Annotated in this window: 21 protein-coding genes; 9 read left to right on the plus strand and 12 right to left on the minus strand. The window is 43.8% G+C overall.

The genetic code is table 11. The features are described from left to right. Nucleotides 1–55: 55 nt before the first annotated feature. The 12 genes from ASF92_RS15650 to ASF92_RS15710 all read right to left on the minus strand — a co-directional run bounded on the left by ASF92_RS15650 (nucleotide 56) and on the right by ASF92_RS15710 (nucleotide 18466). Nucleotides 56–4438: a CusA/CzcA family heavy metal efflux RND transporter gene (locus ASF92_RS15650; protein ID WP_056095227.1), complete on the minus strand. Its 4383-nt coding sequence runs from the start codon at nucleotides 4436–4438 to the stop codon at nucleotides 56–58. A 104-nt stretch (nucleotides 4439–4542) separates the two neighbouring features. Further along, nucleotides 4543–4863, minus strand: a complete 321-nt coding sequence (locus tag ASF92_RS15655; protein ID WP_146202963.1) for a DUF6660 family protein — start codon at nucleotides 4861–4863, stop codon at nucleotides 4543–4545. Between the two features lie 419 nt (nucleotides 4864–5282). Further along, on the minus strand, nucleotides 5283–7463 hold the full coding sequence (locus ASF92_RS15660) for a TonB-dependent receptor (protein WP_056095233.1): 2181 nt from the start codon (nucleotides 7461–7463) through the stop codon (nucleotides 5283–5285). 716 nt (nucleotides 7464–8179) lie between these two features. Further along, the gene (locus ASF92_RS15670) at nucleotides 8180–8503 is read right to left on the minus strand and encodes a hypothetical protein (protein ID WP_056095240.1); all 324 of its coding nucleotides are present in this window, start codon (nucleotides 8501–8503) and stop codon (nucleotides 8180–8182) included. Then, nucleotides 8487–11024, minus strand: a complete 2538-nt coding sequence (locus tag ASF92_RS15675) for a heavy metal translocating P-type ATPase (RefSeq protein ID WP_056095242.1) — start codon at nucleotides 11022–11024, stop codon at nucleotides 8487–8489. Before ASF92_RS15675 ends, ASF92_RS15670 begins: the two co-directional genes overlap by 17 nt. Nucleotides 11025–11036: 12 nt before the next feature. Continuing rightward, nucleotides 11037–13820, minus strand: coding sequence for a multicopper oxidase domain-containing protein (locus tag ASF92_RS15680; RefSeq protein ID WP_082489585.1), 2784 nt, complete (start codon nucleotides 13818–13820; stop codon nucleotides 11037–11039). 12 nt (nucleotides 13821–13832) lie between these two features. Next, the gene (locus tag ASF92_RS15685) at nucleotides 13833–14309 is read right to left on the minus strand and encodes a heme-binding domain-containing protein (RefSeq protein WP_056095245.1); all 477 of its coding nucleotides are present in this window, start codon (nucleotides 14307–14309) and stop codon (nucleotides 13833–13835) included. 7 nt (nucleotides 14310–14316) lie between these two features. Then, nucleotides 14317–14889, minus strand: coding sequence for a DUF3347 domain-containing protein (locus tag ASF92_RS15690; protein WP_056095249.1), 573 nt, complete (start codon nucleotides 14887–14889; stop codon nucleotides 14317–14319). A gap of 117 nt (nucleotides 14890–15006) precedes the next feature. Further along, the gene (locus ASF92_RS15695; RefSeq protein ID WP_056095252.1) at nucleotides 15007–15495 is read right to left on the minus strand and encodes a DUF3347 domain-containing protein; all 489 of its coding nucleotides are present in this window, start codon (nucleotides 15493–15495) and stop codon (nucleotides 15007–15009) included. Nucleotides 15496–15603: 108 nt separating this feature from the next. Continuing rightward, nucleotides 15604–16041, minus strand: coding sequence for a hypothetical protein (locus ASF92_RS15700; protein ID WP_056095255.1), 438 nt, complete (start codon nucleotides 16039–16041; stop codon nucleotides 15604–15606). Nucleotides 16042–16326: 285 nt separating this feature from the next. Beyond that, nucleotides 16327–17541 carry an efflux RND transporter periplasmic adaptor subunit gene (locus tag ASF92_RS15705; RefSeq protein ID WP_056095258.1) on the minus strand — a complete coding sequence of 405 codons (1215 nt, stop codon included), beginning with the start codon at nucleotides 17539–17541 and terminating at the stop codon, nucleotides 16327–16329. Then, nucleotides 17534–18466 (minus strand): efflux RND transporter periplasmic adaptor subunit, encoded by a 933-nt coding sequence (locus ASF92_RS15710; protein ID WP_159435276.1) that lies wholly within the window; start codon nucleotides 18464–18466, stop codon nucleotides 17534–17536. Before ASF92_RS15710 ends, ASF92_RS15705 begins: the two co-directional genes overlap by 8 nt. A gap of 562 nt (nucleotides 18467–19028) precedes the next feature. Here ASF92_RS15710 and ASF92_RS15715 point away from each other — a divergent pair. From ASF92_RS15715 to ASF92_RS15755, 9 genes are all read left to right on the plus strand, one after another. Further along, nucleotides 19029–19661, plus strand: coding sequence for a Crp/Fnr family transcriptional regulator (locus ASF92_RS15715; protein WP_056095462.1), 633 nt, complete (start codon nucleotides 19029–19031; stop codon nucleotides 19659–19661). Between the two features lie 124 nt (nucleotides 19662–19785). Then, nucleotides 19786–20583 (plus strand): sulfite exporter TauE/SafE family protein, encoded by a 798-nt coding sequence (locus ASF92_RS15720; protein ID WP_056095265.1) that lies wholly within the window; start codon nucleotides 19786–19788, stop codon nucleotides 20581–20583. Nucleotides 20584–20668: 85 nt separating this feature from the next. Next, the gene (locus ASF92_RS15725; protein WP_056095268.1) at nucleotides 20669–22087 is read left to right on the plus strand and encodes a rhodanese-like domain-containing protein; all 1419 of its coding nucleotides are present in this window, start codon (nucleotides 20669–20671) and stop codon (nucleotides 22085–22087) included. Between the two features lie 7 nt (nucleotides 22088–22094). Beyond that, nucleotides 22095–22715: a trans-aconitate 2-methyltransferase gene (locus ASF92_RS15730; protein ID WP_056095270.1), complete on the plus strand. Its 621-nt coding sequence runs from the start codon at nucleotides 22095–22097 to the stop codon at nucleotides 22713–22715. Nucleotides 22716–22731: 16 nt separating this feature from the next. Beyond that, on the plus strand, nucleotides 22732–23070 hold the full coding sequence (locus ASF92_RS15735; RefSeq protein ID WP_197413310.1) for a rhodanese-like domain-containing protein: 339 nt from the start codon (nucleotides 22732–22734) through the stop codon (nucleotides 23068–23070). Nucleotides 23071–23233: 163 nt separating this feature from the next. Beyond that, nucleotides 23234–23791: a YeeE/YedE family protein gene (locus ASF92_RS15740; RefSeq protein WP_056095272.1), complete on the plus strand. Its 558-nt coding sequence runs from the start codon at nucleotides 23234–23236 to the stop codon at nucleotides 23789–23791. Nucleotides 23792–23802: 11 nt separating this feature from the next. Continuing rightward, nucleotides 23803–24216 (plus strand): DUF6691 family protein, encoded by a 414-nt coding sequence (locus ASF92_RS15745; protein WP_056095276.1) that lies wholly within the window; start codon nucleotides 23803–23805, stop codon nucleotides 24214–24216. Nucleotides 24217–24326: 110 nt separating this feature from the next. Continuing rightward, entirely contained in the window at nucleotides 24327–24608 is a 282-nt protein-coding gene (locus tag ASF92_RS15750; protein WP_146202964.1) for a hypothetical protein, read from the plus strand. A gap of 122 nt (nucleotides 24609–24730) precedes the next feature. Then, nucleotides 24731–26071 carry a rhodanese-like domain-containing protein gene (locus tag ASF92_RS15755; protein WP_056095282.1) on the plus strand — a complete coding sequence of 447 codons (1341 nt, stop codon included), beginning with the start codon at nucleotides 24731–24733 and terminating at the stop codon, nucleotides 26069–26071. Nucleotides 26072–26075 lie beyond the last annotated feature (4 nt).

Below are 26075 nucleotides of genomic sequence, written 5' to 3' on the forward strand. Positions count from 1 at the left end.
CCCAATGTAAGATAATCGGCTGAGGGCTTTTAATATTTTTTTCATTTTTATATTGTTATTGACCTTTTAGGTACTGTAATGTGTATACTGATTGATTGTATTGGTTGATGGCCTCCAGATAGCTGAAGCGGATATCAGAGTAGGTACGCAGGGCCTGCAGATACTCTACATAGCCGATCTCCCCTGTCTGAAATGCAATCTGGGACTGCTTTAGGATCAGGTTGGCATTCGGCAGGGCACTGTTCTTATAATAGGCGATACTTCTGGAATTTTTCTGAAGGTCCTGGAAGGCCTGCTCATACCTTCCACGAAGATCTGTCTGGGAAAGGATAAAATCGCTTTCGGCTACCTGCTTATCTATCTTTGCGGCTTTTATCCTTGAGGAGAAAGGCTTAAAGAAAAGCGGTATGGAGATCCCGGCGGAAACTCCCTGAAAACGTTTGCCTCCATTAAAATAAAGATCCTGACCGCCAACATTCTGTGCTCCGATAATGGACTGGTTGAAATAGCCGATACTGAAATCGGGGCCGGAGCGTGAGCGCTCGAGCCTTACCGTCTTGTCGGCAATATCTATCTGCTGGGCCTGCAGCGCAAGAATTGGATTTTCTGATGTAATGGTATCAGCCTGGCTAACATTCCAGACTACCTGGCCAAAGTCCGCGTTCATGATACTGATCTGTTCCCTGGTATTGAGCAAACGCTTAAGTTCGGCGGTATAGGCAAGGATATCAGCTTCGTTCTTGCTCATCTGGTTGCGAACCTCATTATACTGAGTTTCGGCGGTAGTTTTTTCAAGCAGATTGGTCTCTCCTGCCTGGTACCTCAATGAGGCGGCCTTCAGAAAGTTACTGTAAACACTGTCCTGGCTTTTGTAAAGCTTTTGAAGGGCAATGAAATAGCCCAACTGGGCGTAAACGCTTTTCACCTGATAGGAAAGTTCTCTTTGTGTTACCTGAAGGCCGATTTCGGCTCCCCTGATCTGCGCATCATACAAGTTGCGCTGACTTTTGAACAGCCCCGGATAGGGTATGTTCTGAGAGGCCGAAAAGTTATTGTCGCGTTTGATGGTATTCATCTGTCCGTACTGCACCTCAAAGCTGGTCTTTCCAAGATCTGTTGAGGATCCCCTTAGCGCCTGTTGCCTGCCAATCTGCAGGGTTGAGGATTTCAAAGCCTGGTTATTACTCAATGCTGTGCTCAAAGCCTGCTCAAGGCTCATACCCTTGGTGGGAACCGTCTGCGCCTGCGCCTGTCCCGATAAAATGAAAAGTCCAAAAAACACCGCTAGGGTAACTACAGTTGTTGGAAGGGCAGTTTTTTTGCTTTTCCAACCTTCAAAATAAGTATATAGCACTGGAAGTACGATTAAGGTTAATATGGTGGAAGTAATCAGTCCCCCGATTACTACGGTTGCTAACGGTTTCTGCACCTCAGCGCCTGCTGCACTGGATATTGCCATTGGAAGGAACCCAAGAGAGGCTACAGTTGCGGTCATCAGTACAGGTCTCAGACGGATAGCAGTTCCCTTGAGGACAATGTCCCTTATACTATATTTATCCATTTTTTTCAATCTGTTGAATTCGGTAATCAGTACGATTCCGTTGAGCACGGCTACCCCGAATAATGCAATAAATCCAACACCGGCGGAAATGCTGAAAGGCATTCCCCTCAGGATTAATGCAAATATTCCCCCGATTGCGGCCATCGGAATAGCAGAAAAAATCAGTATCGACTGTTTTACAGATCCAAATGAGAAATACAGTAATAGCAATATCAGTAAAAGTGCAACCGGAACGGCAATAGAAAGCCTTTGTGTCGCCTCTTTTAAGTTTTCGAACTGCCCTCCATAGGTAATGTAATATCCTGCGGGCATTTTGATCTGTTCGTTTATTTTCTGCTCAATCTCTGTTACCACACTCTGGATATCACGGCCACGGACATTCAGCCCCACTATGATGCGCCGTTTGGTATCCTCACGTTGAATCTGGTTAGGGCCGATCTTAAACTCTATGTCAGCAAGTTGGTCAAGGGGAACCTGATTGCCGTTCGGGGCAGTCACATAGACATTTTTAACATCATCAATACCCTGGCGGTTCTGTTGGGAAAGGCGAACAATGATATCGTAACGCTGCTCTCCCTCGTATACCAGCCCCGCAGACTGTCCTGCAAAAGCAGTATTGAGTGCCTGGTTAACCGTTCCTATGCTCAATCCATATTGTGCAATCCTATCACGGTTGATCTTTACCACTATCTGCGGCAGACCGGTTGCCTGTTCCAGATAGAGATCTTTTGCGCCCTCTACACCCGAAACAATTTTCCCGATCTTTTGGGATATACTGGTGAGGGATTCGAGGTCATCTCCGAAAACTTTGATCCCAATATCCTGTCTAACTCCCGAGATAAGTTCATTTGAGCGTAATTGGATTGGTTGTGAAAAACCGAAGCTCACGCCGGGAACTTCTTCAAGTGCCTTACTCATCATCTCTGCCAGTTCTTCCCTGTCATGGGTAGTGGTCCAGTCTTTTTTATCTTTGAGTATTATGGTCAGATCACATGCTTCCATTGGCATGGGATCGGTAGGAATCTCGGCAGCACCAACCTTACCAATTACTTCTTTCACCTCTGGAAATTTTTCTACAAGGATTTTTGAAGCCTGATTTACTTTATCAATAGTCTGGGAAAGGGAACTGCCGGTAAGTAGCCTGGTTTCTACCGCAAAATCACCTTCCTCCAACGTGGGAATGAATTCTCCCCCCATCCGGGTAAAGATAAAAATACTGATGACCAGAAGAACAACCGATGATGCCACAACAATTATTCTTTTATTGAGTGCAGCCTTGATCATTGGAGTGTAACGGCGCTGAAAAAAATCCATCATCCGATCTGAAAAATTCTTTTTGTGGGCAACTTTTTTGCTTAAGAACAGCGAGGAAACCATAGGAACATAGGTAAGGGACAAAATAAAGGCTCCCAATATGGCAAAGGAAACGGTTTGTGCCATAGGACCGAACATCTTGCCTTCAATACCTACAAGGGCAAGGATGGGAAGATAAACGATCAGAATAATGATCTGTCCAAATGCCGCAGCGCTCATCATCCGCACGGCAGATTTTTCAACCTGCTCATCCATTTCGGCCTGTGTATAAGCGCGGCCAAGCTTATTCCCAGAGAGGATGTGCATTGTGGCTTCCACAATAATTACGGCCCCATCGACGATAAGTCCGAAATCTATCGCGCCAAGACTCATCAGGTTTCCCGATACGCCAAAAAGGTTCATCAGGGAAATCGCAAATAGCATGGCAAGCGGAATCACTGAGGCAACAACCAGCCCGGCCCTAAAATTTCCAAGAAAAAGAACCAGGACAAAAATAACAATCAGGGCGCCCTCGATGAGGTTTTTGGCTACTGTGCCCATGGCACGATCAACAAGCGCACTTCTATCTAAGAACGGCTCAATGGTTACCCCCTTCGGTAGAGTTTTACTGATTCTGTCTATCTTAGCCTTCACCTGTTTTACCACGTTATTGGCATTTGCGCCTTTCAGCATCATTACTATACCGCCAACAGCCTCACCTTCACCATCCTTTGTTGCACGGGTAAGTGCGCCATAACGGATGGAACTACCGATCTGTACGGTGGCGATATCGTGGATAAGCACCGGGATTCCGTTCGCATTGTTTTTGACAACGATCTTATTGATGTCATCAAGATTGCCGACCAGGCCTTCGCTCCTAATAAAATAGGCATTTGGCTTTTTGTCTATATAGGCGCCCCCCGTGTTCTGGTTGTTCTGTTCAAGGGCTGCGAAAACATCGCTGATGCTCAGGTTAAGGCTCCGCAGCTTATCGGGATCAAGCGCAATCTCATACTGTTTCAAAAGGCCACCGAAACTGTTGACCTCTGCAATGCCCGGCGTACCAAGGAGCTGTCTCCTTACAATCCAGTCCTGGATGGTGCGCAGCTCGCGCGCGTTGAATTTCTTTTCGAATCCAGGCTTTGCATGGATCACGTATTGGTATATCTCCCCAAGACCTGTTGATATGGGTGATATTTCTGGATTACCAAGTCCTGATGGGATGTTATTCTTGGCCTCGGCAAGCTTTTCGTTTACCTGTTGCCGGGCCCAGTAGATGTCAACATCATCATGGAATACGATAGTTACAACCGAAAGTCCGAACCTTGAAATGGAGCGTACCTGCTCTATTTCAGGTATGGTGGACATGGTCTGTTCTACGGGATAGGAAATAAGCCTTTCTACCTCCTGGGTAGCAAGGGATGGGCTAAGGGTTATGACCTGAACCTGATTATTGGTGATATCAGGAACGGCATCAATGGGAAGTTGTCTCAGGGAATATACGCCCCATGCGATCAGCCCCAAAGTGAACAGGGCTATTACAAGCTTATTCGCTATTGAAAACTGAATAATTTTTTTCAGCATTATTTGTTTAATTAAGTAAAAAATAAAAAAACCAGATCAATGCACAGCGTAGCCTCGTATGGATTATACGGGCAAAAACATAGCATCGAAATGAAGATCGATTTTTAACTTAATTTAGGCGGCTGCCAAACAGATAATGGTAAAGAGATAACCTCACCCATGTAAGCTTCATTATATTCTGAGCTTATTGGTTTTGAGATTACCACAAGAGGTGTTGAAGAAATAACTTCAGAAGTGGTATTACAGCAGGAACAAACGCAGAACGGTGAACAGAAATCACTGCGTTCTTTTTCTGTAGAATGGGTTGTTATGCTTTTTTCAGTTAATGGTCCACCATGCAACTTACCCATAGCCAATACGTCAGCGCATGGAATGCAGCTGAGTATTACGATAATGAAGCAGAGAAACAAACTGGATATTTTCACTTTCAAAATTTTACCAAATATATAAATTTATTTAGGAACATTTTTTTTTAGTCCTGGTTTGAAAAAATTTAATACTTTTTTATTAAAATAATCATAGCCTATAGGTTTTCACCCATCATTCAAAAGTTCCACCACTTGAACAACCAAACGGAAACCTTCTTTGCCCAAATCAAAAAACTTCATATAATCTGGGTAAAAAGGGAAGGAAGTTTTCATTTATTGATGAGATAAGTCCAGAGGTAAGCCTGAATCTTCCACTAACAGACCTTATCGGCCAGCATAGACTCTTCTGATGGGAAATGTCTTTTAACCGCACCGAAAGCTTCAATTATTCAGCCAGCCAGGGATTTTTTGGCCATCAAATCCCTGGCCCGGCTAAAATGTGAATCCACTACCCAGAAAAGTCGATTACTACAGGTTTAAAGTTTGAATTTTATCCCTCCGTTTACTACAAACCCATCTACAGGCGCATAGATGTCCCTGAAAACAGGGCTAGTAATGCTACCTGTATAGATCGAATCAAAGCTGGTCTGCCTGGTGTCCGTTAAATTCTCAAAATTCACAAAAATTGAAAACCGTTCCCAAAGCTTTTCTGCCATCAGACCAGCTGTCCAATAGCTTTTACCAGTGGCACCATCGTTTAACTTCTGTTTGCTGAAATAGTATGCTTCGGCACCGATCTTCCATTTATCTTCAAGCTCATACATCAATACATTATTTACCCTGTGCTTTGAAACCAGCGGATAATTTGTGCTGGTGCCTCCTGTATGCTGGTTCACATCCGCTAATGTATAACCGATGAAAAGTTTAAAATCACCGTAGGTTACTTTGGCATTTGTTTCCATTCCCCTGGTATCTAAATTACCTTTAGGCTGAACATAGGTCAGGTTGGCTCCATTAGCAGCAGTCAGCAATATCGGGTTATTGATACGGGTATAAAAAAACATCTGATTGATGCTGAATCCAACCGCTCCGTCAAACAATGAGGTGCGATAGTTAACATCATAGTTGGCGCCATAAGAGCGTTCCGCCTTTGTATTGGCCACATCTAAAGGCGCTACATTTCTGAACTGGATCCGCTCAGCATCTTCGGTAAATACAGTTGGTGCCTTATAACCCAGACCACCGCCTAATCGGGTAGAAAAATGTTCATTGATCTTCCACAATCCGGAAATTCTTGGTAAGAAGAAAAATCCGTATTCATTGTGGTAATCTCCCCTTACTCCTGATTCAAGACTAATTTTTTTAGATATGTTCCAGGTGTTCTGTGCAAATGCCCCAATGGTATTATAATTGTAACTTCTGAGTGCATTGTCACTGTTCTGGTCTTCCTTAAAATTGTCGGTCAAAAAGTTCACCCCCAACACCCAGTCTGCTTTTTCTCCGTTACGGCTATAATTGGCCTCACTGTAGGTTGACACTTGAACGCCTGAAAAAAGGTAATTTGGCAACCCAATACTCCGGTCGTAATAGCTCACCGAATTGCGGATAACAAGCTTTTCCTTTTCGCTCAGTCTATGATCCAACTCAACCTGAGAGCTGTAACGCCCGGTTTTATTCTCCTCAAAATAAGAATGGGCAGCACTGCCATTTCCCTTCACATATTCCAGGTCGCCGCCAATCCGTTTTTCAGTTGTGGCGTTGATTCCGGCCAAAAGCGTAGTCGCATCATTGAAATAAAAATATAGTTTGGGGTTCAGGGTGAAACGGTCAAACTTGGGGATAGCGGTTAAGCCAATATCAGAAGGATCATAGGCAGTCCCTTTGTTGTATGCACCATAAACCGTGATACCTATTTTATCAAATTTCTGTCCATAAAAACCACTGGCATCCAGTCCCAAAGCAGAAGTACCGTTTAAAAGGAAATTAAGCTGACGCGCTTCAGTCGGTTTTTTAGAAACCAGGTTCACCAGTCCAGCAATTGCTCCACCTCCGTAAAGGGTGGACGATGAACCTTTGATCACCTCTACCTGCTGCAAATCCAATGGGGCAATCTGAAGCAGGCCCAATCCACCCGAGAAACCAGAGTATAATGGAAAACCGTCCCTAATGATCTGGGTATATTTTCCGTCCAGTCCCTGTATGCGGATACTGGAATTTCCGCTGGTCGCAGAAGTCTGCTGGGTCTGGATGCCTGTGCTTTCTGCCAGCATCATGCGGATGTCGCCAGGTTTCATATTACCTTTTTCGTCCAGTTCTTCCCCGGCGATGACCTCAACCCGTGTAGGAATATTATCAATGGTACGGCTGCTCCTTGTAGCTGAGATCACTACATCCTCTAGTTCCTGGTCTTCTTCAGCTGCAGTAAGTAAAATAGTCAAAACGTTAGTTTCAGCAAGGGGAAAGGTCAGCGTATCAGTTTTGGTCTGATAGCCTACATAACTAAACTGAATGATCTGTTTACCTGAGGGTATACCATTAATACTTGCATTACCTGCACTATCTGATTTAGCGCCAATGGTCGTTCCAAGAACTTTTAACGTAGCTCCTGGAAGTACTTGGTTTGTCTTTGCGTCTTTGATGACGGCTTTATATCTATTTTGGGCAAAGGCGGTAACTGTAAACAACAGTATAGCCAAAACCACAATCGTTCTTTTCATAATGATCTTTAAATAATGATTTCGATAAATATGTCCGGTTAGGACGAGGGAAAAATAAACTACGAAAGTTTGGGCGGCTGCCAGATAGAAATTGAAATGGCCTGTAGCTGAAGTGGGATGTAAGCCGTATTATGCTGTACAGGTAAAAGCTGGGCCGCAAAAACGATCGTTGTCCGTGTAGTGATGGTAAAGCCGATACAGGTACCACAGACATAAAACGGTGAACAGCCTTTGCAACAATTATCGTTATGTTCACTGCAAGCATGTTTTTCCGCTTTATCGGTTTTCAGTACATGGCTATCTTCTCGCGCTAAAGCGCAGCATGGTACCGCGGTTAGCGTATATACGATGAGAGATAAAACCAGGGCAATGAATTTCACGGTGTAAAAGTATAAAATTTACTAATACTCTGTGTTGTTGTTATGTGATATAATAGATTGCAAGATCTGTAAATGAAGAATAAGAGCCTGGCACCCTCAAATTTGACTGTCCAATTGATTGGGGTTATTTCGCAAGCTTCAAGGCATCAGCAAACTCACCGGACAGGGGGACTGTTTATGATAGCTGTGGGGGATGCTTCCACGTCGTGCTCGACACGCTTGAATTCAATTTCAATACTATTTGCATCGGTTGTAGAACAGCCTGCATTTAAGTGAACATAAGGTAACAACCCCTTGGGTCACCGTCGTTAGGCTTTCCGAGGGATCCCAGGTTGATCACATGTTTGAACTTTCAATATGGGGTTTCCAAATTCTGTGATACGGCTTGTGGAAGTGCACCACAAAAAGCAGATCTGCATCAGCTTCTTTAAGCATTTCCAAAACATAGTCTGCATCTGTGTCTATCAGTATGTATTCATCTATACTACTGGTACTGCCGTGCGCGAAAACAAGATTTAGTTTTTCACCGCTCAGTTTATATTCTAACCTGATATGCGCCGGAAGCGTTTTCAAATATCCCCTGTTATCCTCACGCAACGGCCATCGGTAACAGCATCTGCCTTTTTCCTCTACTAAAAAAATATCAGTCGATTTTGGCATTTCTCAATCTCAGGGAATTCAAAATAACGGAAACCGAGCTAAAACTCATCGCGAGTGCAGCTATCATGGGAGAAAGTAAAACTCCAAAAAACGGATATAAAATACCAGCCGCTATCGGAATCCCCAATACATTGTATCCCAGGGCAAAAAACAGGTTTCCTTTGATATTGCCCATTACTTTATGGCTCAACAACCTTGCTTTTGCGATCCCGTTTAAATCCCCCTTCACCAATGTAATCGAGGCACTCTGGATAGCAACGTCTGTTCCCGTGCCCATGGCAATCCCGATATCAGCCTGGGAAATTGCAGGGGCATCATTGATGCCGTCACCTGCCATGGCTACCTTTTTGCCTTCGGCCTGTAGTTTTTTTATTTCATTCAGCTTATCTTCAGGCAACATCTGAGCTTTGAACCCATCCAGATTTAAAGTTGCGCTTACTGCCCTCGCTGTATCCTCATTGTCTCCGGTAAACATGATTACCTTGATGCCTTCCTGCTGGAGCTTTAGAATAGCAGCTGTGCTGGAATGCTTGATCTTATCCGAAATCACAACAAACCCCACTGCTTTATTTCCAACGGCCAAATAAGAAACCGTCTTGCCCTGCCTTTGAGCGGCACTAACCTGCTCGGACAGACTAGGATCAATCGCCGCTTTAACATGCTCCATCAGTTTTTGGTTCCCCAAAGCCAGTCTTTCCCCATTCAGACTGCCTGTTACGCCCTTCCCGGTAACGGCCTCAAAGTCGGATATAGCCTTAACGGATATTTCGTTTTCCTCCCCATAACGCAAAGTTGCCTGTGCCAATGGATGTTCGCTGCTGCTGTTCAAAGCCACAATTTTCTCCAGGATCTGTTTTTCGGTAAAGCCCTTATCTACGCTAACCACACTTTCAACCGAGGGCTTTCCCTCTGTAACCGTACCAGTTTTATCGATGACCACTACATCAATAGCATTCATTTTCTCAAGAGATTCCGCATTTTTGATCAGTATACCAGACTGAGCGCCCTTCCCTACTCCCACCATTACCGACATTGGGGTAGCCAGGCCTAGCGCACATGGGCATGCAATAATCAATACCGCGATTGCATTTACAAAAGCATAAACATAGGCCGGATCGGGGCCGTATACTGCCCATACCACGAACGTTACAATAGAAATCAATACCACAACAGGCACGAAATAACCTGAAATTTTATCGGCCATCTTTTGGATGGGCGCTTTTGAGCGGCTGGCGGAATTGACCATTTCGATGATCTGGGAAAGCAGTGTTTCTGAGCCTACCTTTTCGGCAAGCATGACAAAGGTCTTTTTACCATTGATGGTTCCTGAACTGATTTTATCCCCTATCTTTTTCTCAACAGGAAGGGGTTCTCCTGTGATCATGGATTCATCAATTACAGCTTCCCCGTTCTTAATACTACCATCCACCGGAATTTTTTCACCAGGCTTTACCCTCAGCAGATCTCCTTTCTGAATATCATCAATAGATACTGATATTTCCTTATCCCCGACCACTTTTGTTGCTGAATTAGGTGCCAGCTTCAACAGCTCCTTAATGGCGCTGTTGGTTTTGCCATGCGCCCGGGCTTCCAAAAGCTGACCGAGCAGTACCAGCGTAAGAATCACGGTTGCCGCCTCAAAATAAACGAAAACGGTGCCGTGATGTGTTTTAAACTGATCAGGAAAAACTCCGGGGAATAGAAGGGCGACAATACTGAAGCCCCAGGATACCCCGGCACCAATCCCAATCAGTGTAAACATGTTCAGTTTCCAGGTAATGATGGATTGCCATGCACGCTGAAAGAACATCCAGGTTGCATAAAAGACCACCGGAATAGAAAGAAAAAACTGAACCCAGTTCCAGTATTTAAGTTCCATTAGATCAAACAAAGGATTGCTGGGAATCATTTCCGTCATGGCAATAACAAAAATGGGTATGGTAAAACCTGCTGCAATCTTGAACTTTTTGAGCAGGGTTTCATAAGTTTTATCTTCTTCTTCAAGGTTTGTCCCTGTAGGTACCAGGTCCATTCCGCAGAGCGGACATGATCCTGGTTTGTCCCTGATAATCTCGGGATGCATGGGGCAGGTAAATTGAGATGCCTGTTTCTTGGCAGGCTGTTTTACCAGGTCCATCCCGCATACAGGGCAATGACTTGGCTTATCATAAGTCTTCTGACCTTGACAGTGCATAGGACAATAAAACAGGCCTCCCGCTTCATTTTTATCATCATTTTCAACCTTGGGACTTTGCTCATGGGTTGAATGATCATGATTAGGATGTTCTGAAGATTTTAGAACATGTTTTCCCTGAACTGCCATTTCAATACCGTAATGTCCGGCGGCAGAAAGAGCCTCCTGCAGCTTTTCCGTCGGGATATGTTCTTGCATAGTTATGACGGCTTCAGCAGGTTCAAGGGTCACCTGTGCAGAAACGCCATCAATCGCATTCAGCACATTTTCGACTTTGCTCCGGCAGCCCTGACAGCTCATTCCGGTTATTTTATAGGTGTGTTCCATGTTTTTGATTTGTTAATAGCTTAATGTCAATCCGGCGCCATAGCCCATATCACTGTCATAATGTGTTGAAAGCCCAAAATACTTAGTAACGATGTACCTGAATCCGGCCATATATTCCTTATCGGTATTGACCATAAACTGGAAGCGCAGTCTTTTGGAAACGGGGATATCTTCCCTCATCAGCTGAAACCTGACATTCCCCTTGTGATCGAGGGAAGCATCTGCAACGATCAGCAGTGGTAGGGTATATTGAACTCCCAAATGAAATACCTGCCTGAAATTTTTGGTATTTCCCTGCCCGAAAAGGTTGTTTCCCGGCGAAAGTGATTGCCCGAAAACATTCTTGTCCAAGGGATCAACCGTTCTTTTTCTAAAATCCCATCCGATATAGGGCAATAGCCATTGGTTTCTCCCGATATATCTTCCAAAATGACTTTCACTTTCATAGCCCATTTCCTTGTCAAACCCAATCCGCCATTCAGTGGTAAAGCGGTAACGGGTATTGGCGAGCATAATCTCTCCGTCGCTGCCATTGGTTTCGATTCCGATGCGTGCCATTGGATGAAATGCCCTGTCATCACTGAAAAGTTTTCGCTGTGCCAGCTTGGGGTCCGGGATTTCGGGATTAGGCGGAGAATTCTCATAACTGAATACCCTTCCCATACCGCTCATCATGTGATAGAGAATATGGCAGTGGAAGAACCAGTCGCCTCCTGGCTCTGTTGCTGCAAATTCAAGGGTATCCCGCTCCATGGGCATGATGTCGATAATGTTCTTCATCGGGGCATATTCTCCCTGCCGGTTAATTACCCTGAAGTCATGGCCATGAAGGTGCATAGGATGGCGCATCATACTGTTGTTGTAAAGGATTATCCTAACATTTTCGCCCTTTTTTATCAGTATCTTATCGCTTTCAGAAACGGTTTTGTTATCCAGCGTCCAGACGTAACGGTTCATATTTCCTGTAAGGTCAAACTTAAGTTCCTTCCATGGGCCTTTTGGCAGGGTTGTTTTCTTTGGATCTCGAAGCATATTATAGTTCAGAGTAACAATATCGGCGGTTTCTGCCTCCATATTCATCCCTGCCATGCTCTTGTCACCAGACATCTGCATACCAGGCATCCCCTTCATTTTTTTCTCTGTTTTTGAATTTTCTTCACCGGTTACCTCCGGGTACATCACCGTATTCATATCCATGATCTGGTTCTGCATCTTCATGCCTTCCATCTGTACCATATTGCCGCTCATATCCATCATATCGTTCATCATTTTCATTCCGGCAAAATACTTCAGTTTGGGCATTTTCTCTGCATGGACCTTTTCTCCCTTGCCCAGCCATAGTGATGCTGATCCCGTACGGTCTTCAGGAGTGACCAAAAATTCATAGCTCTTATTTTCCGGAATCGTGACCACTACATCATAGGTTTCGGAAACCGCTATAATCAGCCTGTCGACCTCTACAGGCTCCACATCATTTCCATCGGTAGCGACAACGGTAATCTTGCCCCCTGCATATTTAAGCCAGAAATAATCTGAGGCTCCACCGTTTGCAATACGCAGCCTTACCTTGTCCCCAGCCTTGAACTGCGGCTGTTCGTTCTGATTTTTCCCATTGATGAGAAAGGCTTCATAATAAACATCGCTCACATCCATGGCATTCATGCGCTTCCATTCATTGGCTACCTTTGTTTTAAAATGTCCGGTCCTGATCGCTTCTGCATAACTCTGGGTAGTCCCTTTTTTGATGGCAAACCAGTCGTTGGCATTTTTCAGGCTTCTATGAACCTCCTCGGGCTTCATATCTGTCCATTCGCTAATGACTACTGGAAGGGTTGGAATATCCCACTCCGTACGTTTGTTCATGATAAATGCCCCATACATACCTATCTGTTCCTGAAGGCCGCTGTGGCTGTGGTACCAGTGCGTTCCATGTTGGACGATGGGAAACTTATAGATGTAGGTAGTGTGCGGTTTGATCGGCATTTGGGTCAGAAAAGGAACACCATCCATCTTGTTCGGAAGAAAAAGTCCGTGCCAGTGCAGCGCGGTTTCCTCGTCGAGATTATTGTGCACGTAGATCAGGGCGGTATCGCCCTGCGTAAAGGTCAGTGTGGGCATGGGGATCTGACCGTTTACCGCAATTGCCCGCTTTGATTTTCTCCCATAATTTACCGTTGTATCGGCTATGTAAAGATCATAACGCACGGTACGTGGTGGAAATTTATTCGCAACGGTCTTAATCGGGCCCAAATTGGCCTTTGCAGTTTTGATATTTTCCATGTCAGAACTGTTATCATCCATTGCCATGCCCGCCATATCCCCCATATCCTCACTCTTTTTGGAACTTTCCTTTGTTCCCCCATTCTGTTCAGGCGCTGACCTGGGCTTTTCCCTGATTAGCTTCATCCCGCATTTGGGACAGTTGCCAGGTTTGGAGTCATGGATCTCAGGGTGCATTGGGCAGGTATAGGTTACTGATTCCTCTTTTGGCTTACTTTCCAATTTTTCTGCCAGCATTTTCATGCCTTCCATAGCTCCCTTTTTTGTACCTTGCTTCTTTTTGCCCGGATCAGCTGTCTTTGCCTTATCCACTTTACCTTTCTGCAGGATAAGCTTCATTCCGCACTTTGGACAGTTACCGGGTTTTTCCGATTGTATTTCCGGGTGCATCACACAGGTATAGATTACCCTGGACTGACCAGCACTGCCGTTCTTGTCCGTTTTCATTCCCTTCATATCCTGGGCGGAAACCACAGAATAAATTATCAATAAAAAGACTGTTAATATATTTTTCATTTCTTTGTTAATTTAAAGAGCAGTGAGATTCTTTCTGTTCAAACTATCCCTTGAATTCTGTACCCACTTTATGAGTATCGACTTTTCCCTTGGATCTAATATTGCATTTCTGTGGATCAGGCTATAAGAGGAAAGCGGCATTGTACCATCTTTTAAGCTATTTTCTATGGCCCGCAGTTTGTTCTGACGCCTCCGCAAGGTATAGCCGGCAAATTCATTAAAGTTCAGCTCCTCTTTTCCCGATCGTATGTGACTGTTAAGGTACCAGTGAAGCGGCTGAACATAGGCATACCATGGATATTCCGTGTTGTTGCTGTGACAGTCATAACATGATTTTTTAAGTATCCCCTGCACATCATCAGGCATAGGAACAAGTGTGGATATATCCTGAGGCATAGCCTGCGCGCTTTTATTGCGTGCAGGCTGTAAGATCTGCATAAGCATGAAGATAACTAATAGCCCAAGAAAGGTTTTTTTTATGCCCGTCATTTTTGTGCTATTTCAGTTCTTCTTTGACAGTGCCACAGGTGGGCATCGTTTTTCCAAGGTAAGGGTTTTTGATCTCCTTTATCTCACTCACCCAGATTGCACCCTTGTTATTGTTGTACATGGGACAACGGTCCACATACAGGGGCTTGTCAGTGCCAAGGAGCTTGATCATATCGTACATGTCTTTGCTCAGCATATCGAAATGCTCACGTTGATGGGCAATATTGCCTGCATTGGAACCGATATGCTCTGCGTGCTCTTTGGCATCATCCCGAATATCGCTATATGCCCTGGCCTGCTCCGAAGTCAATGATTTTTCATCAAAACTGGCGAACGCTGCGACCATTTCACTGCCTGCGGCGGCAGCTTGTTTATCATCGTCCGTGGTCAGGGCATTTTTCAGTTTCAGATAGCCGGATAAAAGCGCAGCCGTTTGGGATTTTTTTACATTATTGGTTTCCCTAGAAACATTTTTGGTCGTGGAATCCGCAACAGCGGAATCTTGCTTTTCATTTTTGCCATTTGTACAGGCGGCAAGGAAAAATAGTGGGCCCAGAAGGCTATATATTAATGTTTTCATTGTTTTTGATATATCTTGAATAAATTATTTCGAGCTGTATGTAGAATATATGCATACAGCTATATTGAACGGACCAAAACATCACAATGCTAAATGTCCGCTCAATAACAATATGAATTATTTGATAGTCTCCTTTACTGCACCACAGGTCAGCATCTGCTTACCGAAATAAGGGTTTTTGATACCAGCGTTATCAGAAAGCCAATAGCTCTTTTTCAATGGACAATAGGTATAATAAACAGGCGCTTTGGTGAGTTTAACGGCTTTTGCCAGTTTAAAAAGATTGGCAGAAAAAGTTGCGAAATATTCTCTCTGATGGGCAATATCCTTACTCTCCGATATGTGCTTGGCATCAAAGGCAAGCTTATCCTGTAAACCTATAAATATATTCATATCGGCTTCTGGCATTGACTTCATGTCCATGCTGCCCAGCGCTCTGGAAAACTCAGTGGCTTTTGAGGCGGCGACTGTCGCATCTGCATTTATCAATGCATTTTTGATATCGTAATAAGAAGTTAAAAGTGACTGTGTCTGGCTATTTTGCGCAAGGACGCGGCCAGTGAAAACGATTGCCAATAGGGCAACCAGAAAAAATATTTTTTTCATGATTTTAAGATTAAATGTTTACACTCTTTCCGCAGGAGTTTTGGCCGCGCGAAAGCCAGGCACCATGTCAATGTAACACGGGCTCTATTGGTAATTCTTGGTGAAATCTTATATCTGAAAGCTATTGATGGAAATCCGGATGTCCCTGTTGGGTGGCCGCTCCCGCTGTCCGGCGTAAACGCTCTTTTTGAGAGCCAGTTTGACAGAAGGAATTAAAAAGTTGTAATTATAATCTGGAAGCAATAGAACAGGTAGGATAACCTGGTTTTTAACGCTTTGGGGAACAAGCTTCCCCTGAACCACAAGGTCGTTGACCAGAGTCTTGCAACAGGGATCTTCTTTTGAAAGATTCGGTCCATTTGAAGCACTGTGTTTATGCACATGTGCACCTTTATGCTGATGATCATGTTTGTGATTATTCTTTTTAGAGGAAACATGTACATCACTTTCTCCATGATTATCTCTTTCCATTCCAACTGCACAGGCAAGGCCAACAACAGTGTTGAGCAGAAAAATCACTAAAAGAAAGATGGCTTTGGTTTTCATCAGACTACAAATCTATATAAAGATGCAAAATTAAATTTATATAATTTCCCATATCTTTTATATAATTATATTAGAAAATCACCTCAAATTTCTGACATTGAACTTGTTTCAATATTTTTCGGCCCCTCGAAAAGTAATTTCGTTTCGCAGACTCCGACCTGTCAAATGCTGGATTTGCTTTTCACCAAGGTCCAGACAGTATTAGCGCAATCAAGCTACATACTATGCCAAATTTTACTTACCATGGGTATTTATCCATAAGATATGACGCACCAAATCATAACCTTACCCTCCATTTTTGAATATCGATTCACTCTCCAAGAGGTAGGCTCTACTGGTGACCACTATTTCACCTAGTGAAATGCCAGACAATACCTGCACATAGCCCCCGTTCCCTGCTCCGGTATTGACCTTTCTTCCAGAAAAACTTCCATCACGATTTTTGATCCATACCTTATTGCCTTTACCTCCTGCTAGTATTGAAGATGTGGGCACAGCAACAGCATTCTGTTTTCCATTACCAATGGAAATGTATGCCAACATCCCCGGCCTGATCAGCCCCTGCGTATTTGGAACTGCGATCCGGATGAGCACAACCTTAGATTCATCTGATAGTTCAGGATTTACAAATTCCACCTTGCCTTTAACAACCTGTCCGTTCAGATCTGGAAAAGAGACATTCACCATGTCATTTTCCTTATAGTTTCCGCTTTCGCCGGCATATAACTGCGCCTCTATCCATAGATTGGCTAACCCTTGCGTTTTTAATATAGCCATCCCTTCAGTTACGTAATCACCCTCGTGGATGGCTATGTCGCTTACCGTTCCGTTAACCTTGCTGTATATGGTAACAGTGGCCGAAGTTTTGGACAAAGAAGAAAGATTTATGATCTGGGCGGAGTTCAGGCCCCATAACAATAACTTGTGCTCTACTGTCTTGATCATGGCCTCATAATCGACGTCAGGATTATTTAATACCTTCTGCTGCTGCCTGGCCAAAAGGTATTCTTTTTCGGCTGATAACAGGTCTTCGCTATAAATGGAATACACTGCCTGACCTATTGTTATTTTTTCTCCAACGGACCTAACAAATAAACGCTGTATGCGTCCGGCCACTCTTGCACTGATCTCTTCCGCCTTACTTTCGTCCGTGGCAACTGTTCCGGTCAGAAGTTTTTCGCCCCCTGTATTTTCTTCCCTTACCGTATCAACTGTTATGCCTGCCAACTGAATCTGGCTTGCTGTCAATGTTATTTTTTCCGTGGCAGAATTTCCTGATCCAGTAAGTTCGACCTTGATCAGTTTCATGCCACAGATCGGACAGTTGCCGGGATGGTCTTCATGTATCTGTGGATGCATGGAACAGGTATAGTAAAATTTGCTTTTTGCTTTTGCCGCCGGCTCTGCTTTTTGTTTGCAGCTGTTAAATATACTTACTGAAAGCACAATAATCAGTAAGGCACAGATCCTTTTCAGGTTAATTCTTTTTATGTTATTCATGACCCTTTGTTTTGATGAAACTCTCACTGTCTGTTAAATACCCTGCATCTACTGCCAGGGTATCGGTTGCGGAAAGGCCTCTTGTTATCTGTATTTCGTTCCCTTTGAAAGTCCCAATATTTACACTATGTGCATAGTATAAGCTGCCTTTTTTTAGCCAGATTATTTTTGTCTGCCCAAGATCCTGCAGAGCAGACCTCGGTATCCAAAGCCCTTTGGATTTTCCCGTCTCTATTGAGGCATTGATTAGACTGTTTACCTTCAGCTGATGTTCCATATTGTCCAGATAAACCCTTGCGCTAACCGTTTTGTCACCTTGCTGAAGGGTAGGTTCAATAAAATCTACTTTCCCATATAACGTTTTACCTGGCAGATCCGGCAGGGTAATCTTAACCGGTTGATTTAACTCTAAGCTGGCCAGTGAATTTCTGTCGATCTTGATAATGGCCTGGAACAGGGCAGCCCAGGTGATCAGCTCAGGCATAATCTGGTAAGGGTGCCTTAAAATATGAACCGGCCTATGGTCCGACAGAGAAAGCCTGCGTTTTTTAAGGTAGACGGTAAAAAGAAGAATTGCGCAAAGCAGCAACCCTCCCGGTAAGCTTCCCCTTGGAGAGAGGATGATTTGTCCGGGTTCAGCAGCAAAAGCAGCATAGTTCCCTGCAGCATAAACCAGTTTATACCCGATAAGAAAACCTAAAAATCCATTGGTTATCCATTCCCATAACAAAATCTCCTTCTTAGGCTGTATAATAATCTCAACAGGTGCTATATGTCCTGCAGCCTCCTTTCTTTTAAGCTCAGCAGAAAACAGCAGGTAACCAGAAATAAATGCCAGGGCCACAAAGAAACCGAAAGTCTGAACGGGAAGCGGAATATATATTCCAAATAGGTATTCAATAAGATGGGTCAGGGTTGGGAACATAGGCAGAAACTGAAAAACCGCAACGTAAAAAAATATATTAGCCGCCATCAGGAAATTGCCCCAAGTAGTCCATAAAGTGGGGACCCTTTAAAAAGCAGATCCCCACTGATCCTATTTGGATAACAATAAGTCTTAAGCCAGCAAGCGTTTGAGCCACTTTAATTCAATATATAAAATTAAATGCCCAAAGACTAGTAAGCCACGCCTCAGAAGCTAATTATGACCTCATTGTTACGATTCATAGTTATGGTGGTACCTTTAAAAAGTCGCACTGATCGGGCTATTTCTTTCCGGGTCGATCAAAAAACATAAAGATTAACAAGGGATAAAAAATAAAAAACAATATGTGATTTTTGTCAGCTTTATCCCTGGACGAAGTGTTAGGTTTACTTTGGAAAAAACGCGCTGCATGTTTTAATTAGGGAACCATAGAGAGTTTCTTTGTAAATTTATTATACCCTTTATTCTATATCCAAAAAATGTATTCCAATATTTTAAAGAATTTTGGCGCAGGCCTGCAGTATAGTTATCTTTAAAATCCAAAACAGCTAAAATGAAAGATATGACCATTGCGGAATACATCGAAAGACTTTTTCCCCAGTTTGAACCTGCCCTTAAGACCATCCTTATCGAGAATGCGACGCTTAGGGATTTTCAGGGAGGTGATATGCTCATGCAAACTGGGCAGAATATGCGCTCCACGGTGCTTATCGTAGAAGGCATGGTAAAGCTCTACAGGGAGGGAGAAGATGGACAGGAATTCTTTATGTATTATCTCCAGCCAGGAAATGCGTGTGCACTTTCCATGATATGCGCAACCAAACAGGAAACCAGTCAGGTAATGGCAAAGGCCATTGAACAGACCAAGGTACTCATGATTCCGATTGCCCTGATGGATAAGCTGATGCGGGATTACAGAACATGGTATTACTTTGTCATTGAAACATACCGTATGCGCTTTGAAGAACTCCTCTTTGTCATCGATAATATCGCCTTTAAGGCAATGGATGAGCGGCTGGCCTTTTACCTGAAAAAGCAAGCTGGAGATTTAAACACAAAAGAACTGCACCTTACCCACAGTGAAATTGCATCTGATTTGAACACCTCCCGGGAAGTAATTTCAAGGCTGCTTAAGAAAATGGAGCAGGCAGGAGAAATTAAGATGTACCGTAATTACATCGAATATTTAGCCTAAGCCCATAAAAAGAATAAAGTTATTTTTACTGCGAAAGGCATCACTTCTTGAAAATATAATGAGTGTGACAAAAGTCACCAACATTGGTAGATGATAACTCGATTTTTGTTAAAAAATAACAGAAATGGAAATCATTGCATACGTTGCATCTGCCTTAATTGGAATTTCGCTTGGATTGATCGGCGGTGGCGGTTCTATCCTCACCATGCCGGTACTGGTTTACCTATTTGGGGTTAATCCGCTATTGGCTACTTCTTATTCATTGTTCATCGTTGGCTCTACAAGTTTAGCAGGTACAGTCGGGAATTTTAAGCGTGGGCTGGTGAATATTAAAACAGCTTTGCTGTTTGGTAGTGCATCCATCTCAACTGTATTCTTAACCCGCAAATTCATTATCCCCCTTATACCCAAGATAATAATAAAAATCGGCGATTTTGAGTTAACAGAAAACATGCTCATGATGGTACTCTTTGCAGTTTTGATGGTAGCGGCTGCAACAGCGATGATTAAAGGTGCAAGAGCAGAAAGCAGCACCCGAATAGAAAAACCCCCACTTCACATCGGTAAACTGTTTTTATACGGCATTGCCATCGGCCTCGCTACTGGTTTTTTGGGTGCTGGTGGTGGCTTTCTACTTATTCCTACACTTGTTATTTTAGTGGGCTTACCCATGAAAGAGGCCGTAGGTACTTCACTTTTCATCATAGCGCTTAATTCGCTCATCGGTTTCACCGGCGATCTTGGACATTTCCATATCGACTGGATCTTTCTCGCCAAAATTACTACCGTTGCCATTGCCGGTATCGTGGTAGGTGGAATGATAAACAAAAAAATAGATGGAGGAAAACTGAAGAAAGGTTTCGGGTGGTTTGTACTGGTTATGGGTTGCTACATCATTCTAAAAGAGGTAATATTTAAGTAACCTTCAGAAACAAACTCCTTGTGTGACAAAAGTCACCAACGACCATATCGTTAAGGATTAATTTTGACATACTAATTTAATCATCATGATTATAGAACAAATTTACACCGGATGTCTGGCACAAGGTGCCTATTATATAGAAAGCAACGGAGAGGCGGCCATTATCGATCCGCTTCGAGAGGTTAGTCCGTATATGGAACGTGCACGGAAGAACAACGCAAAAATAAAATACGTGCTCGAAACACATTTCCATGCCGATTTTGTATCCGGACACATTGATCTGGCTAAAGAAAGCGGCGCAGAAATCGTTTACGGGCCGAATGCAAAACCCGACTTTGATTTTTACGGTGCGAAAGACGGAGAAGTGTTGCGACTTGGTGGGGCAAAGATTAAAGTGTTGCACACCCCAGGACATACCATGGAAAGCACCTGTTTCCTGGTTAGCGATGAGCAAGGAAAGGAAATAGCACTGTTCTCCGGCGATACGCTTTTTATAGGCGATGTGGGAAGACCCGATCTGGCACAGAAACCGGTCAGTGAGCTTACAAGTGAGATGCTAGCAGGTTATCTCTTTGATTCTTTACGCAATAAGATCATGCCTTTAAGCGATGATATTATGGTTTATCCTGCACATGGTGCGGGTAGCGCATGCGGAAAAAATATGAGCAAAGAGACCACCGATCTTTTGGGAAATCAAAAGAAGACCAATTATGCGCTAAGGGCAGGCATGTCCAAAGACGAATTCATTAAAGAGGTTACTGATGGTCTTTTACCGCCTCCTGCATATTTTCCTGAAAACGTCATGATGAACATCCATGGATATGATAGTTTTAACAAAGTGATAGAACGAGGCATGCAAGCCCTTAACCCCGATGCTTTTGAGCGGGTTGCAAATGAAACAGGAGCGGTAATTCTCGACACAAGAGCTCCAGAGGATTTTATAAAAGGCTTTCTCCCAAACTCGGTAAATATTGGCATCGATGGAAATTTCGCCCCCTGGGTAGGAACTTTAATCCCGGACATTAAACATCCTATTTTACTTATTACAGATGAGGGTAGAATTGAAGAAGTGCTCACCCGTTTATCAAGAGTAGGATTTGATGGTGCAGTAGGTTACCTAGATGGCGGCGTCGTTGCCTGGAAAAAAGCTGGTCAGGAAACCGACGAGATAAAATCGGTTTGTGTAGCCCGGCTGGCCGAAATCGGCAAAAAAGCGGAGGTAAATATTCTGGACGTCAGAAAAACAAAGGAATACTTAAGCGAGCATGTCGAGGGTGCTGTCAACCTTCCACTGGATTATATCAACGAAAACCTCGGCACCGTCGATAAAACCAAGACCTACTTTGTTCACTGTGCAGGTGGTTACCGTTCTGTTATTTTCAATTCCATCATGCGCTCACGCGGGTACCACAACCTCATCGATGTGGCTGGTGGTTTTAAGGCCATACAGGAAAACGGATGTATTCCGACTACAGCATTTGTATGTCCAAGTACCTTAATATAAAAGGGATATGAAAAATGAGAAAAAATCGCACTGGGAAAAGGTGTATTTAGAAAAAAGTCCTGACCAGGTCAGCTGGACGCAGGTCTACCCCACAGTTTCAATGGAGATGATAACGGGGTTCAATCTGGATAAATCTGCTCCGATAATCGATATTGGCGGGGGAGACAGTCTGCTTGTGGATTTTTTGCTTCAGGAAGGCTACAGCGATATTACCGTAGTGGATATATCTTCCCGGGCATTGGAAAAGGCAAAGGCAAGGCTTGGAGAACTGTCTGGCAGGATACACTGGATCGAGACAGACATCAGGGATTTTGTGCCGCAAAGAAGTTATGCAGTCTGGCATGACCGGGCCACTTTTCATTTCCTTCATTCATCAGAGGAAATCCATAGTTATGCAAACACGGCAGGTCAGTTTACCGGAGAATACTTGGTCATGGCGACTTTTTCGCTCACCGGACCAGAAAAATGCAGTGGCCTGCCCGTTTCAAGATACAGTGAAAGAACGCTGCGCGAGATATTTAGAGAAGGGTTTACCGAAATAGAGTGCAGGCCGCAAGAGCACACTACCCCAATGCAAAGCACGCAGGATTTTCTGTTCTGCAGCTTTAAAAAAAATACAGAGCAATAAGAAACGAATAAATACAATGAATAAACTACTTCAAATGATCAGCAGTTTTTTTTCAAAAGGTGCGTACAACCTCGATGGCTACCACTTCAAAAACGAATTTACAAAAAGCAGTGACGCAGTCCTCTTAGATGTAAGGACAAAGCCTGAATATGCCCCAGGCGCGCTTCCTTCAGCCATATATATCGATTTCCTGGGTTCTGCCTTTTCTTTAGAACTTGCAAAGCTGGATAAGGCCAAGCGGTATTTCCTCTATTGCAGAAGTGGAAAGCGTTCCTCCTCAGCGGTATCGGAGATGAGAAAACTTGGGGTGGAAGCATTCAACCTGGTTGGAGGTATCGGTACCTGGCCAAAATGAAGAAATATATTCAAGAAATATTGATCTATTCAACGCTGCCGGCCGGATTTCTTCGGGATGGCAGTTTGCTAAAATGATTCAGCACTTACTTGCTCAAACCGCCACAGGCATTACCTTTTAACAACAACAAAAACACCCATATTAACATTTCATTTAAAAAAACATGATTGATTTTATTAAACAACCCTGGCCTTGGTATTTCTCGGGCAGCATGATCGTACTCATTATGCTCATCCTACTTTTTTTCGGAAAGTCCTTTGGCTTTTCATCAAACCTGCGAACGATGTGCAGCATAGCCGGAGCAGGCAGGAAAGTAAAATTTTTTGATTTTAAATGGAAAGACCAGACCTGGAACCTCATGTTCCTTATCGGCTCGGTAATAGGTGGATTTGTTGCTACAAATTACCTTAGCAGTCCATCTCCCGTAAAATTATCATCCGCCACAATCTCCGATTTAAATCAATTGGGCATTAAGTTCGATGGTGGGTTAAATCCAACCGGCCTGTTTTCACTGGAAGCAATGAAAGATTTAAAAACGCTGGCTATTTTACTCATCGGTGGTTTATTAGTCGGTTTTGGATCTCGTTATGCAGGCGGTTGTACTTCTGGTCACGCCATATCCGGGCTTTCGAATCTGCAAGTACCATCACTAGTAGCCGTAATCGGTTTCTTTGTTGGTGGCCTGATCATGACTTTCCTCATCATGCCTTTTATCTTTTAAATCTAAAAAAAATGAAATTCATAAAATATATTCTTGCAGGAACACTTTTCGGAATCATCATGACCAAGTCTGAGGCTGTTTCCTGGTACAGGATCCAGGAAATGTTCCGTTTCCAGTCTTTCCATATGTATGGAATTATTGGTACGGCCGTTGTACTTGGCGTAATTGCAGTATGGCTGATCAAAAAATTCAAAGCCAAGGATCTGGCCGGAAATCCGATTGTCTTCCACGATAAGGACAAGGCCTATATAAAATACCTACTAGGCGGCACCATTTTCGGCCTGGGCTGGGCACTCACCGGCGCCTGTCCCGGCCCCATGTTCGTCAACCTTGGGAGCGGATATGCCGGTATGGCGGTGGTCATCCTTGGTGCGCTCCTGGGCACCTATCTATACGGAGCGATGAAAAGCAAGCTCCCTCATTAATAAAATAGAATCTGATGAGCAAACTAAGGGCTATAATAGACCATAGATGTCCCAGGTGCCGAAAGGGAAAATTATATACCCATTCCATGTTCCATTGGAAATATGATCAGATGAATAAAAAATTTGCCTGCTGCAACCTGAACTATGAGATAGAGCCGGGCTTCTTTATCGGAGCGATGTATGTGAGCTATGTTTTCATTGTCGCAGAACTTGTCAATGCGGGCATTCCGGCATTCATGATCTTTGGCGAAGAAGAGCAGTGGGCAATCATCGCAACCACTATTTCGCCGGTCATCCTACTGTTCACCTTCAACTACCGCTATGCCAGAACCCTTTTGCTCCATGTCCTCTCTCCGATCAAATATGATGAAAGTGCAGGCAGAAACTGCTGAGAAGATTTTGGGGCGCTGTGACAAAAGTTACAGTGCGAAGAACCGCTAAAGGGTAAATTTGATGTAAACCTGGCAAAGGCAGGAATCATACCGTTAAACACATTAATCAAAAATAAAAACACATGAAAATAGAACAATTTGAAGACAAGCACCTCTCCCATTACAGCTATGCGGTACTGAGCGAATGCCGGAATGAAATCATATTGATCGATCCCTCCAGGGATCCGTCTGCATATTACCATTTTGCCGAAAAACACCAGGCCAAAATAGTTGGTGTTATCGAGACGCACCCGCATGCGGATTTTGTGAGTGCTCATCTTGAAATCCATCATAAGACCGGCGCAACAATATATTGCAGCAAACTCAATACGCCGTCCTACCTGTTTTCCCCATTTGATGAAGACCAGACGATAACCCTGGGAAAGATCACCTTAAGGGCAATCAACACCCCGGGGCACTCTCCGGATAGTATCAGTATTTTGCTCGAACACGATGGGAAACAAAAAGCGCTATTTTCCGGAGATACCCTTTTTATCGGTGACTGCGGAAGGCCGGATTTAAGGGAAAGCGGAGGTGATTCAATGGCGGAACGCAATTTCCTTGCCGCCCAAATGTACCATTCATTAAGGGACAAACTGATGAAACTCTCAGATGAAGTGATTCTGTATCCGGCACACGGGGCAGGTACGCTCTGCGGAAAAGCGTTGAGCGAGGCCAATAGCAGTACCATTGGTGCTGAAAAAAGAAGTAACTGGTCACTGCAGGAAATGACTGAGGCCGATTTTGTGAGCGCATTAAATGAAAACCAGCCATTCATTCCATTTTACTTCCCTTTTGATGTGGCCTTGAACAAGAAAGGCGCAGCACCGTTTGAAGATTCGGTAAGTGCGGTTCAGATCATGGAATCCGGTGAAAACTTAAAACCAAATGCCCTAATTATCGATACGCGAAGGGAAGATGTTTTTAAGAAGGGACATATAGAAGGCGCTGTAAATATCATGGATGGAAACAAATTTGAAACCTGGCTGGGCAGCATTGTGAAGCCTGAAGAGCCTTATTATCTTATGGCAGAAAATCTTGCTACATTGCATAGTCTTATCGCGAGGACCGCATCCATCGGGTATGAAACGCAGCTTGCCGGCGGTTTTATAAACGCAGTAGAAACTGTCCCGGATGAGATTATCGATATCCAAAATTTTAAAGAGAACCAAAATGGATATACCATTGTGGATGTGAGGAACAAGACAGAGCGTATGGAAAACAGTATTTTTGAGAACAGCATAAATATTCCACTGGGAAATTTAAGGGAAAGGGTAAACGAAATTCCGCTGGAGCAACCCGTAGCAGTACACTGCGCCGGTGGATACAGAAGTGCGGCTGCAAGCTCACTGATTGCATCCGTTATTGATGGCAAGCAAAAGGTGCTTGATATTGGTGAGGCCATTAAGGATTTTCAGAATTAATATT

Origin of the sequence: Pedobacter sp. Leaf176 (genome assembly GCF_001424305.1) — a bacterium.
GTDB lineage: Bacteria > Bacteroidota > Bacteroidia > Sphingobacteriales > Sphingobacteriaceae > Pedobacter.